The sequence below is a fragment of the Roseovarius confluentis genome, assembly GCF_002917925.1.
Taxonomy (GTDB): domain Bacteria; phylum Pseudomonadota; class Alphaproteobacteria; order Rhodobacterales; family Rhodobacteraceae; genus Roseovarius; species Roseovarius confluentis.
On the sequence record NZ_PPFE01000004.1, the window covers coordinates 36,625 to 48,794 of the forward strand.

11 protein-coding genes are annotated in these 12,170 nt (G+C 58.9%); 2 read left to right on the forward strand and 9 right to left on the reverse strand.

Annotated features, from left to right (window positions below; genetic code table 11):
• Position 1: 1 nt before the first annotated feature.
• From C2I35_RS10685 to C2I35_RS10700, 4 genes are all read right to left on the reverse strand, one after another.
• Positions 2–694: a glycosyltransferase family A protein gene (locus tag C2I35_RS10685; RefSeq protein ID WP_170067179.1), complete on the reverse strand. Its 693-nt coding sequence runs from the start codon at positions 692–694 to the stop codon at positions 2–4.
• A gap of 59 nt (positions 695–753) precedes the next feature.
• Complete coding sequence (locus tag C2I35_RS10690; protein ID WP_146050010.1) at positions 754–2,628, reverse strand: hypothetical protein; 1,875 nt, start codon at positions 2,626–2,628, stop codon at positions 754–756.
• A gap of 283 nt (positions 2,629–2,911) precedes the next feature.
• Positions 2,912–4,297 carry an adenosylhomocysteinase gene (gene ahcY, locus C2I35_RS10695; protein ID WP_103763047.1) on the reverse strand — a complete coding sequence of 462 codons (1,386 nt, stop codon included), beginning with the start codon at positions 4,295–4,297 and terminating at the stop codon, positions 2,912–2,914.
• A 275-nt stretch (positions 4,298–4,572) separates the two neighbouring features.
• The gene (locus tag C2I35_RS10700) at positions 4,573–5,505 is read right to left on the reverse strand and encodes a Hint domain-containing protein (RefSeq protein WP_103763048.1); all 933 of its coding nucleotides are present in this window, start codon (positions 5,503–5,505) and stop codon (positions 4,573–4,575) included.
• A 168-nt stretch (positions 5,506–5,673) separates the two neighbouring features.
• Here C2I35_RS10700 and C2I35_RS10705 point away from each other — a divergent pair, with 168 nt between their 5' ends.
• On the forward strand, positions 5,674–6,009 hold the full coding sequence (locus tag C2I35_RS10705; protein ID WP_103763049.1) for a DUF6916 family protein: 336 nt from the start codon (positions 5,674–5,676) through the stop codon (positions 6,007–6,009).
• 6 nt (positions 6,010–6,015) lie between these two features.
• On the opposite strand, the gene C2I35_RS10710 is transcribed toward C2I35_RS10705, so the two are convergent.
• The 5 genes from C2I35_RS10710 to C2I35_RS10730 form a co-directional block, all read right to left on the reverse strand.
• Positions 6,016–6,516, reverse strand: a complete 501-nt coding sequence (locus C2I35_RS10710; RefSeq protein WP_103763050.1) for a GNAT family N-acetyltransferase — start codon at positions 6,514–6,516, stop codon at positions 6,016–6,018.
• Between the two features lie 72 nt (positions 6,517–6,588).
• Positions 6,589–7,050 (reverse strand): hypothetical protein, encoded by a 462-nt coding sequence (locus tag C2I35_RS10715; RefSeq protein WP_146050011.1) that lies wholly within the window; start codon positions 7,048–7,050, stop codon positions 6,589–6,591.
• Between the two features lie 62 nt (positions 7,051–7,112).
• Positions 7,113–7,640 carry a phage tail protein gene (locus C2I35_RS10720; RefSeq protein ID WP_103763052.1) on the reverse strand — a complete coding sequence of 176 codons (528 nt, stop codon included), beginning with the start codon at positions 7,638–7,640 and terminating at the stop codon, positions 7,113–7,115.
• A 155-nt stretch (positions 7,641–7,795) separates the two neighbouring features.
• Complete coding sequence (locus C2I35_RS10725; RefSeq protein WP_103763053.1) at positions 7,796–9,547, reverse strand: glycosyltransferase; 1,752 nt, start codon at positions 9,545–9,547, stop codon at positions 7,796–7,798.
• A complete protein-coding gene (locus tag C2I35_RS10730; protein WP_103763054.1) occupies positions 9,548–10,771 on the reverse strand; it encodes a tetratricopeptide repeat protein in 1,224 nt (407 codons plus the stop codon).
• Positions 10,772–11,025: 254 nt separating this feature from the next.
• Between C2I35_RS10730 and C2I35_RS10735 the strand changes: the two genes are divergently transcribed.
• On the forward strand, positions 11,026–12,132 hold the full coding sequence (locus tag C2I35_RS10735) for a DUF2793 domain-containing protein (protein WP_170067180.1): 1,107 nt from the start codon (positions 11,026–11,028) through the stop codon (positions 12,130–12,132).
• Positions 12,133–12,170 lie beyond the last annotated feature (38 nt).

Here is a 12,170-nt window from a genome sequence, read left to right on the forward strand (position 1 = left end):
CTCAGGTCTTTTTACGCCCGAGGTGGCGAATACGATCAATCGCAAGCGCTGGTATAGCCCGTATGAGCGCCTTGGCGGCACTGCTGTTACGATGTTGTGAGGTGTCACGCCGACGCTTGAACACGATCGTGCCTGGGGCAACGGCGTGATGCCAGCCGCGATCAGTGGCTTCGACGAACCATTGATAGTCTTCGAGTGCGAAGCCGTTTTCCAAATCTCGCTCGGCAAAGGGAAGCTCCTGCCAAAGCCTGGTCGGCCCAACGCACATGGCGTCGTAGTAATTTGCGATTGCCATCACATGACCGGAAAAGAACGGATCGGACTGAGCAGGGTTTGAATAGACGTGGTTGATCCCATCGAACTGCCAATTCAGTTCGGGATGGATGATCGGGCTCTGGCCGTCACGTTCGAGCTGATAGACAAGCGCGACAGCGTTTCGCAGCCAGTTCTCGCTAACCAGATCGTCAGCATCTACGAAAGCAAGACAATGCCCGCGTGCGGCTTGCGCCAAAGCATTGCGCGTGGCCCCCTGATCAAGATTGCAGTAGTCGAAAAACCGGACGTCCTGAGGATGATCCTGCATTCCTTGCCGGATGAACCGGCTTACGTTGTCAGGGGCGGAATCAAACCCGACCAGGGTTTCAGAGGTGAATCCTGCTTGCGTGAGGCTGTGCAGGGCGTCCTTGATGCTCAAGAGAGTGGGGCCCGCGACATGCGTTTCCGAGTGTACCGTGAGGGCAAGAGTAAGGTCTATCATTTGCCAGCATCCTGCGACGGAGTATTGCGCGGCTGAGCGGGAAAGAGACCCTGCAAGATTGCTCTCAAAGCCGCCTGCTCTTGGTCAGGCGCGAGGTTCTTTGCGCAATGTTCCGCCCTGAGTTTGGCACCGGACCTATCCGCGATAACCTGCCGGAGGGCATCCGCTTGGGCCGCGAGGGTTTCGGTCTCGGCGGGAACCCAGCAGTGCGCGGGATCAAGCCCGGCATCGGTGCAGTTTCTTCGGGTTGCAACGATGGGGATCCCGTTACGTGCGGCATGCCGAAGACTGTAAGACGTGGTGCCGGCGCGTCCCGTGTCCAGCCATGCGATTGCATGTTGAATAGAGCAGTTCTCGGACGGGATTCCCGCTGCGTGTATCTCGACATTTGCGGGGATGTACTGGCGCCGCCGGATCTTTCCTGTCGGTCGTGTCAGCAAGAGACGAAAGCGCGTTTCCGGCATCGTGGCTGCGACAGCACAAAATCGGTCGGTCGCCGGATCATTCTCGGAGGTGGCAGCCCCCAAGACGGTGACGCCCGCCCCCTCTAGAGCCGTCTCTTCACGCGCCTCTGGTGCTTGGCTGACCATCGGAAGATGAAGGAAGCGCGCTGCCTCTGCCGGGTCGGTGACGGCGTATCTTTTCCGTAGTTCCGCAAGGAAGTCCGAGGACTCGGACCAGATACCGCTGAGTTGGTTGAAGCAACGATACGTCATGTATGCAGCCGAGTCAGCATGTGCGCCCCCGGCTGAGGGGCCGGTCCAAGCATGGAGCGCCATGCTTTTGGATAGCTGCCGCCCAAAATACAACACAGTGTTCCATGCGATGGGTGTGTCCGTGAAAATGCATGCCGTGCAGCGCAGCGTCCGCAAAAACTCTGTCAGCACACGCGCCATGCTCAAGTCGTCGAGTTTCGCGCAAAAATCACAGAGCGAGATGACGCGAACGCCGGCCGGATACCGTGACGCTTCCAGAAGTGGATATGCGGTGCCGGTTTGCAAAACGATGATTTCATCTGCGGGTACGACATCGCAAAGCACCTTGACGAAGGCTGTTGTCGGCGCTCCATCCAGGTTACTGGCCAGTCCGTTTTCGATCAGAACAACGCGGGCACGTCGAAACGCCGCTGCCTTTTGCAGCCGAAAAAGCGAGACAATGCGCGACACGACACGGTCGCTGGAGAAGGGCAGGATCCTGGGCGACATGGCGGCCGACCAGCTTTTTGCAATCAGCGGATCGTGGCTTGCCGCCTTTTCCACCATCTCGCCCAGTTCTCCTGTTTCCAGACTGGCGCGCAGATCATCGCTTCGCTGGCGAAGATGTGCGAGGGCGTCGTTCGGGGATATCTCCAGAATTTCAGCCAGGGCTGCAAAGTCGTGGAAGGGCGCTGCGGTATGACCCTCGCCGGTGTTGTGGGACAGATAGTGACCGAAGGGTGTCAATTCGCTCGTTGCGGCTTCGGGACAGCGTGCGATGTAGTGGTCGTCGGAAAACCAGGGCGCCGGGTTGCGTTGCTGGGTCTTGGATCGGGCCTCTCTCATGTAGTGCGCGATCGGGTTCAGCGCCGTGTTGGCTATATCTGGATTTTCGGCAAAGTAGTAAGCCGGATCAAACTCGGTTCGCAAAAGCGCGTATTCCTCTGCATAATCCTTGGGCTGCGGCGTGGTTCTGGCGGCTTGTGAAAGCGAGTTCAGCGGTTCGGGCAGATGCGAGGGATTCGGCACGGATGCGCCAAGCACTGACAGGTAGGTGTCACCCAGCGATACGATGCGTTTGTTCAGCGATCCGGTGTTTGATGGATTAGGTGCAGGCTGGCTTTCCGTGACAAGGAAACGATCACGCAGCCGGGCAATGAATGATTTCAGCCTCAACTGGGTCTCCTCGTACGGACGCAGTTTCTGTTGTGGGCGACTTTCGACCTGCGTGCCGGTTGGCAAAAAACGACGTGCTGATCTGTTTTTTCGAGTCTAACGGCAAAGGCCCTGTTTTGCATAGAGAGCATCCATGCGATTGATCCAGCCATCGGCAAAGGCGTGCCGGGAGATGCGATGTCTGGAGGTGGGTGGGCCTTACGTCGCGGTCAAGATGGCGTGTCAAGCAGAAGTCGCCATGGCGTTTGGCCCGGCCTGGACGGCCGGACCAAGCTGCTCGTGATCAGTAACGGTAATGCTCGGGCTTGAACGGCCCTTCCGGCGTGACGCCGATGTAAGAGGCCTGTTCAGGCGAAAGCTGTGTCAGCTTCACGCCGATGCGGTCCAGGTGCAGGCGCGCGACCTTTTCGTCCAGGTGCTTGGGCAGGATATAGACCTTGTTCTGGTATTCGCCGCCGTTCTTCCACAGCTCGATCTGCGCCAGAACCTGGTTGGTAAAGCTGGCTGACATCACGAAGGACGGGTGGCCGGTGGCATTGCCGAGGTTCAGCAGACGCCCTTCGCTGAGCAGGATGATGCGGTTGCCCGAGGGCATCTCGATCATGTCGACCTGTTCCTTGATGTTGGTCCACTTGTGGTTCTTCAGGCTGGCGACCTGGATCTCGTTGTCGAAGTGACCGATATTGCCGACGATCGCCATGTCCTTCATCTCGCGCATGTGCTCGATGCGGATCACGTCCTTGTTGCCGGTCGTGGTGACGAAGATGTCGGCGGTATTCACCACGTCTTCCAGGGTCGTCACCTCGAAGCCATCCATGGCCGCTTGAAGCGCGCAGATCGGATCGACTTCCGTGACCAACACCCGGGCGCCTGCACCCTTGAGCGAGGCGGCCGAGCCTTTGCCGACGTCGCCATAGCCCATGACCACGGCGACCTTGCCGGCCATCATCGTGTCGGTGGCGCGGCGGATACCGTCGACAAGGCTTTCCTTGCAGCCGTACTTGTTGTCGAACTTCGACTTGGTGACGCTGTCATTCACGTTGATCGCGGGGAACGGCAGGTGGCCGTCCCGCATCAGCTGGTAGAGCCGGTTTACACCGGTGGTCGTCTCCTCGGAGACGCCCTTGATCTGATCGCGGACCTTGGTGAACCAGCCGGGGCTTTCGGCCATGCGTTTGGCGATCTGCTTCTTGATCACCTCTTCTTCTTCGGATTGTGGGGCCGGGATGACGTCTTCACCGGCTTCGGCGCGCGCGCCCAGAAGCACGTAAAGCGTTGCATCGCCCCCATCGTCCAGGATCATGTTCGGGCCATCTTCGAACATGAAGGATTTGTCGAGATAATCCCAATGCTCTTCCAGTGTCTGGCCCTTGATGGCGAAAACCGGCACGCCGGCCTTGGCGATCGACGCTGCCGCGTGGTCCTGCGTGGAGAAAATGTTGCACGAGGCCCAGCGGACATCCGCGCCAAGCGCGGTCAGTGTCTCGATCAGAACGGCGGTCTGGATCGTCATGTGCAGCGACCCGACGATACGTGCGCCTTTAAGGGGCTTTTCCGCGCCGTACTCTTCGCGCAGCGCCATCAGGCCCGGCATCTCCGTCTCGGCGATGTCCAGTTCTTTGCGCCCAAACTCGGCCAGCGAAATGTCTTTTACGATGTAGTCTTTCATGGGCTTCCCATCCGCTTAAGATTCGGCACAACAAGCAGCTATTGTTACCTGTATCGATTTAACCGCGTCGATAAACACTTCCGTTCCCAAACACAAATGTGTTTCCGGAGTGCCATCAGCCCAGTGGTCTCGTTCGCGCAAGATGAGCGGCTTTGGCGTCCCCTGGCGGGAATTTGCACGCTCATTGGCATGGCCATCACGCGTTGCCGCTGGTGACCCGCACGACCGATTGCGCGCGTCCGGTCATAGCGTTAACGCGGACGCGCGGGCTGTTCCTAGGCCGCGTTGTTTGCGGAGAGCTTGCGCCGCAGGGCATCCGGGACAAGCCGGCTTGCGGAAACACGCGGAAGGGTCATCTCGCTGATCGTGACCTCTTCGCCGTAAAGTTCCAGATATTCCGCGTAGTTGTGAAAGTTGCTGCGCCCGAGATAGTCGATATAGGTCTCGGCGGCGGTGCCTTCCGCCAAGATCAGGTCGTGGTTCTCTGTTTCCACGTGATAAACGGTGTAGCTTCCATCGAACTCTGACAAGGGGACCAGCGTGATGGTGGAGCCGTTGACCAGCGTACCGGCATTGACCAGCATGCCGTCGATGAACAGCGCGTGATCGGTCGTCAGCGTCAGGTCGCGATGGGGCAGGCCGTTGCCCAACGCCCCGGCAGAAACGCGCACGGGCATCAGACGCTCGGGCGGTTGAAAGGCGCAGACCACTTTCTGCCAGCCGATCCAGCGCACCGGTACGGTCTTGCCCTCTGCGGTCAGGACAATATCGCCGATGGTCAAATTCTCGACCGCCGTCTCGCCTTCGGGCGTGGCGATGCGGGTGCCGGTCAGGAAGCATTCGGTAACAGCTTGGGTTTCAAGCGCCCCGTTCAATTCATTGTAGTCGGTCGGAATTGCACTTTCTGGTGTGCCGGTCGGCGCGACCAGATAAACAACACCGTCCGAAAGTGAGGTGCTGTTGTTGTTCTCGGTGAAGACTAGAAAGTCGAATGTACCGCCATCGGGGTATGTGCCCTCGTAGGACCCGATAAACGTGGCTTCACCGTCGCCGAAGCCGCCGTTTCCCGTATTGCCGAACGCGGATTCGCCAACTTCGAACGTCGTATTGGCGTTGTCGTCGGTGATGGTGCCGTTGCCGTTTTGGACTGGCGGGTCGGAGGGCGTAACAGGAAAATAATAATAAACGTCGCCTGTATAACTAGCCATGTTGGATACTCCTTTAGGTTGCCGCGACCATACACCATAATCGCGCTATGGTCGAAGGAATTTATCAACCTCTACGGGTGTTTGGGCACTTCATGGAGCCAATATCCTGTTCTCTCGACGATCTGCCGGTGCTACGCAGACAGAGACCGCAAAATGAGACAGGAAGCCATGAGCATTGATCTGATCACCGCCACGTCCGAAAGCTTTGCGCCCTACATGGGCGAGACCTTTACCGCGCAGAGCGCCGCCGGGCCGGTGCCGCTCACGCTTGACAATATCAAGATCTTCGAAGGTTCGACTGTCCGCGACAACGATCTGACCATCGGCGGGGTCCACTATCCGCCGCGCAAGGCCTTTGCGCTGACCTTTGAAGGACCGCGCGAGCCGGTGCTGGAAAGCGAGACGGTAACCCTGGAACATGCGCGCCTTGGCGACATGACCGTGCTTTTGTCGCCCTTTCGGCAGGATCAGACCTGCATGCTTTACGAGGTTGTCTTTAACTGAAGCGCATCAGATCTCACGCGGGCCGGTATTGGGGCGCCATTCCATCATCAGGTGATGACCCTGTTCGCCGGTCTGCACGAAGTCATGCCGCAAATAAAGCCGAAGCGCGGGGCTGTTCTTTTCGACCATCAGCCGGACCGGCACCTTGCCGCCATGTGCCTCGTTCAGCAGGCTGCGCAGGATGTCCGTGCCGATGCCGCGACCCTTGTAGGCGGGCAAAAGCGTGAATTCGACGATTCGCAGGCAATCGTCCTGCCGGTCAACGTAAAGCCGCCCGATATCGACTCCGTCCAGCGCGATGATGCGCCGGATCACATTGGGAAAGACGCGTTGGTAATGCAGGTCCTGCGCCTCGAACTGACGGCGCAGAAAATCGGCCTTGGCGTCGGGTTCCCAGCTTGTCAGCTGGAATTCCCATTCGCGGGCACTGGCATAGACATGTTCCAGAAAAGGCCGGTCGGCATCGTGGATGACGCGAAATGAGACCTGTCCGCGACGATCAAGCATTGCGGGCCTCCTTCGGGGGCAGCCATGAAAACGCCCCGTGCCTTCACACGGGGCTATCCTTGTCCGGGTGGATCAGTTCAGCACGATCTCGATCATGTTCGAGCCGTCACGACGCGGGGTCGGCCCGGCCATCACAGAGGCCGTTCTCAGACCAAGCGCGCCGACGCGGTACATCCTATCGCCCGCCTCGGCCAGCGAGGCAGCATCTTGGCCGTCAAAGACCGCGATGACGCCTTCTGCGCGGGGCAGGTCGGTGGGCCTGTTGGGGCCGCTGTTGACCGGTTCGACCGCGATCAGGCGCATCGCGGTGCTGTGGCCGTTTTCGTCCTGAAAGCGGAAGCGGCGGCCGATATGGACCTCAAGCTCTGCCGCGCCGGAGGTGAGCCAGTTGAACGGACCCACCTGGGTCGCGGAAGTCACTGTTTCGGCCATGGATGTTGACGCGGTCGCCGCGGAGGGCAGCGCCACCATCGCGGCGCCCGCGGCGTTGAGCGCCACGAAGCCGCGTCTGCTGAGGGAAGTCTTGGTGCTCATAGGGGCACTCCTTTCCGGGGGCAGACCTTTGCCTTTGGGCGAAAGGTGCCCGGTTGACGGGCTTAGCTGCGCGAGGGGAAGATGCCCATCATCGCGATTTCGTAGTTCAGAGCGAGAAAGGGAGGCATGTGGTTGAAAGGTTGGTTTCCGCCAGCGTTTGCTACAGTGACTGCTTCGGAGGCCATGGGCTGATTGGGGGCGGCGCCGGGAGGTGCGTAAATTTGCGAGACGCCCAGCAGGTTCCCTGAACCGCTTGTTTGCGTCGCGGGACCGGTTTCAGCATGCAGCGTCGCGGTGTGATTGTGCGACGGCATGTTCGTGATATTGAGCGTGGTCTGGTAATTCCCGGCTTTCTCGCCCCAGCGATAGTCCGGCAGGCCTGGCCCGTGCCCTATGCCGATGGCGGTGCGCCCGCGCAGGTCGGGCAGCCCGAAGGTGGTACGCCCGTCGCCCCCAAAGGTGTTGCCCAAAAGCGAGAACAGCGCCGTGTTCTGGCTGATCGCGATGATTTGCCCGGCGCAGAACGAAAAGCCGCGCTGCGCAAAATTGTAACCAACGAGGTAGATCTGTCCGAGAAAGGGTTCCGACATGTTTTTTCCTTTTAACTGGTCTGGAAATCTGGATGGAAGAGAACGTCACTCTTGAAACACGAAAATCGTCTCAGCAATGTCGCGCGATTAGCTATAGGTGCAACCTGCTGTCGGAACTCATCTTTACGTTGTTGTGCCCTAAGGTCAACCAAGGGCTATGAAAATGTGGGAATTTTCATTTTCGGAACGTCCAGAACTGCTTGCAGGGCCAGACTGACCGCATCCTGTTGCCGCACGGCCTGCGAGTTCCAGTAACGCGATGTGTTCTTGTAAGGCAGTTTCATGTGCGGGTGGACATTTCGATGAAGGCGATATTGTGGTAGCACAATCGTGTCCGTCGCTGCGTCTTCCGGCGCCGCTTGGACATGCGCTGCGACCGCGCGAGTCAGAAGCCCCGGACCGGTTTTCGACCAGATGCTGTCATTGTCTCGCGCCAGAAGGGCGGCCATCGCCATGTCGATTGCGCGGCCTATCGCGGCATGGCCCGGTGGGGCGATGATCACGTTATTGGCCAACATCCCGAGGGGCTCGCGATACACGATCAGTTTCTGACCATCTCCGACCAAATCGTTCGGATCGCCGGTCAGCATGTCGTCGGCGTCCGCGTAGATGCCGCCGCTGTGATAGAGCCTGCAAAGCCGGAAAAAATCGCTTTCTTCGGCCACATGGCGCGCCAGAACGAAAGCCCGGGCGTGGGTGGCGCCGAACGTGTCACCAAGCCACTTTTTTGCCGTTGGTTTGTCCAGACAAGAGTAGGTCCAGCCGGGCACATTTTGCCAGGTCTGCATGATCTGGGCTAGTTCCGGTGGGCGCGTCGAAGTGTTCCAGTACTGAAAGATATTGCGCGACAAGCTATCTGCACGAACGACCTGTGATGCCTCCCGTGAGGTCCATTGATCCAGCACGACGCTGGCGGCGTGAAGATTGGTTTCTGTCAGGCTTGGGTCCGGCAGCGCGCCCGAGTGCGACCCCTTGACGAGATTATAGAGCCGCAATTCGTTAAGTGCGACACCCGGAACACTGATTCCAAAATGGGCGCCCTTCCGTTTGGGAAAACGCGGATCATTGCGCAACGCGGCTGCCACCTCTTCTGCTTCCTTGAGGCACCCTTTGCTACAGTAGATCTGAAGAAGCAGCGTGTCGCCTGCAGGGCGCTGTCCGGCTTCAATTTCAGATTCGAGCAATTTCATCGCCTCGTCGATTTGACCCTGGGCGATCAAGAGTGTTCGGCGCAGGTCCGGCACATTTTTTGCCGGGAGCCGGTGCTCATTTGCCTCCAGCCAGTGCAGGCCGCCGTCGGGATCGCCAGCTTGCACGAAACTCCGAACGAGAACTAACGCAATGCGGGGGGCGGCTGGCCAGCGCCGAGCGCACAGGCGAAGATAGCGCGATGCAAGCCTTGCCTGCCCGGTATCAATTAAGAGCTGTGCGGATTGGACGGCCGCTTCGGGAGATGTGGCGCGCTTGCGGAGGCTTCGGGCCAGCTCCAGCGCTTTATGTGGTCCGTCCAGAAGAAGCGACGCTTCAATCCGGAACTGGGCCTCAAAGGTCGGTGCAACGCGGTCGCCAAGCGCCGATTTCATCTCAACGGCAAGAGATTTGTCTTCCATTTCGATGGCCAGCCGAAAAAGCGCCATCGCCAAGGTCAGCTCGATCAGCATTCGGGTGCCTGCCTGGGAAATTCCGCGCGCAACAAGATCAGCGTGTCCCGCTGATCCTGCCAGGCGCAAGAACTGCCCGATTTGACCGTCGCTCAGGTCAGGCAAATGGTCTGCAAGCCAAGAGAGGATAGACCGGAGTTTGGTCTCGTCTTTTACCTTGATGTACAAATTCGCCAAAGCCAGAGCCCGCTCTTGGGTCATTGGCAGCGCATGATCCGGTTTCACAGGTTGGATTGTTGCGGACATTCAACGGACCGATGCAGGATTTGACCCAGTTTCCAGAAGCGCAATCGCGCGTTCGAGGTCGCCTCGGGACTCGGCTATCTTTGCAAGACTGTTCAAGGCTGGCCAGTTTTCCGGGTTGTCCTTCAGAACTTGCGTATAGAGTGTCTCTGCCGCGTCGAGATCGCCCAGTTTATGCTTTACGCCTGCCAAGGCCAGACAGGTAGCCGCATCGTTGGGGGTTTTGCGGATCAAACTTTCCAGCACAGTAAGAGCTTCTTGTATTTTGCCAGCGGACTGCAAGACCTGTGCGTGCTTGCGACGTGACGCCAGGCTTTCGGGGTGTTTGGACAAAACGTCGTCGCAAAGTGCAAACGCCGTATTGTGGTCACCTTTGCGGAGCGCCGTGTCGATCTGAGCCAACAGCGCGCCTTCATGGCCGGGGTCATGTTCCAGGATTTGAGCCACCGCCGCATCTGCACCATCCAGATCGCGCAGCCTGCGCTTAATGTTTGCCATTGCCAAACAGGCGGGCGCATCGTCTGGCTTGTCGCGGATCAAGTCTTCAAGCACGGCCAAGGCTTCGTCCATTTTGCCGGTGGTTTGCAGAACCTGGGCGTGCTTTCGCTTTAGGATTACACTGTCGGCATGTTGCTTTCTGGCGGCGTTACAGAGAATGAGAGCGGCTTCGTGATCGCCGCGCTGCACGGCTGTATCGATTTGTGCCAAGAGTGCGCCTTCATGGCCGGGATCATGCTCCAGAATTTGAGCCATCGCCGCCTCTGCGCCATCCAGATCGCCAAGCTTGCGCTTTAGGTTTGCCATTGCCAGACAGGCGGGCGCATCGCCTGGCTTGTCGCGGTTCAAGTCTTCAAGCACGGTCAGGGCTTCTGTCGTCCTGCCGGCGATCTGCAAGACCTGGGCGTGCTTACGTCTTACGAGCACGTTTTCGGGGTGTTCGGATCTGGCGGTGTCACAGAACGAAATGGCCGCATCCTGATCGCCGCGCCGCAAGGCGTTGTCAATTTGACCAAGCAGCGCGCCCGCATGGCTGGGGTCAAGCGCCAAAATCTGCGACATGAGTGCCTCTGCCGTCTCGAGATCGCCCAAATTGCGGAAAGCCGTGATCAGGGTGTGCCGCGTTGAAACAGCAATTGGATCGGTAGAAGTGGAAGCGGGCAAAGCCGCAACCGCATCTTTCATCCGGCGATGAAAGTCATGGTAATCATTCGGTGTGGAGTTGGTCATTGGTCTGTCGCGCTATGTACTGATACTGAACAATTGATTGATTGTGCTTTCTGAACCGAACCTTAGGTCGCGGCACCGGACACCTTCAATCCCTAAAGCAATCTGTTGTTAGGTCCAGTTTCGCGTCGTGGTTGCCTGTTGCTTCGGTCGAAGGTGAGCGTGCGCTGAGGTGGGGCTTGGTTAACAATTGGCGTCCACCCTGTTTGGAAACCTTCCGACTTATGGAGTGCGCCATGTCAGATGTTTCCACCAGATTGAGCCTGCCTTACCTGCGTCCGGCACAGGCCCAAAAACACGTTACCCATAATGAGGCATTGCTAATTCTGGATGCCTTGGTGCAGGCGGGCGTCACGGAGTTCGACGCATCGACGCCCCCCTCGACCCCGTCTGAGGGGGAGCTTTTCGCCCTGAGTGCGAGCCCCCAGGGCGATTGGTCCGGTGAGGGTGGCAAGCTTGCGTTCTACAGCGATGGTGCGTGGATTTTCTTCTCGCCCGCAGAGGGCTGGCGCGCGTGGGATCTTGCCGAAGGCCGACTGATGGTTTTCGAGACCGATGCCTGGGTCCCGGTGATCCCCGACTTGTCCGAGATCCAGGGTGTCGGGATCAGGACCGTTTGGGATCCCGTGAATAGGCTGTCCGTCGCGTCGGACGCGAGCCTGTTTTCACATTACGGCACTGACCACCGTATGAAGATCAACAAGGCTGACAGTGCGGACACCGGCACCATTCTCTTCCAAAGCAATTGGACCGGGCACGCTGAAATCGGGCTTGCGGGGCAGGATGACTTTACACTCAAAGTCAGCGCCGATGGCGGGACCTGGACCGAAGCTCTGCGGTTTGATGCGACGACCGGCACGGCGACGGGGAGCGCGGTGCAAGCAAGCCCGGACGACGCGACGCCCGGTCGGTTGATGAGAGCCGATTGGGGCTATGGCCGCAGCACCCTGTTGGGCGGTGTTTCGCAGTCGGGAGGTGTTCCTACCGGAGCGGTCATTGAAAGCGGCTCGAACGCGAATGGTACCTACGTTCGATGGGCGGACGGCACGCAGATCTGCACGCGGAAACTCAGCATCGCCGGACTCGCCTGCGACATAGCCTCGGGTGCGCTCTACCGCAGCGGGCTGATCGGTTCCTATATTTATCCAGCGACTTTTGCATCGGTGGACTTTACCAACGTGACACTTAACGGATCCGATACAGCCGCCATTCGAAATGGCGCTTTGCAGGCGCGGTTCGGCTTCTTTCAGGATGGCACGCCGAGTTTCTGGCACGGCTTGGTGCTGTTCTCGACATCCGCCGCAGCGGGGGTGGGAACGGATCACACGGTCTTTACCCTGTTCGCGATTGGCCGCTGGTTCTAGTTCACTTGCACCCCGGTCCGCTTGTGTCATTGCTTCAC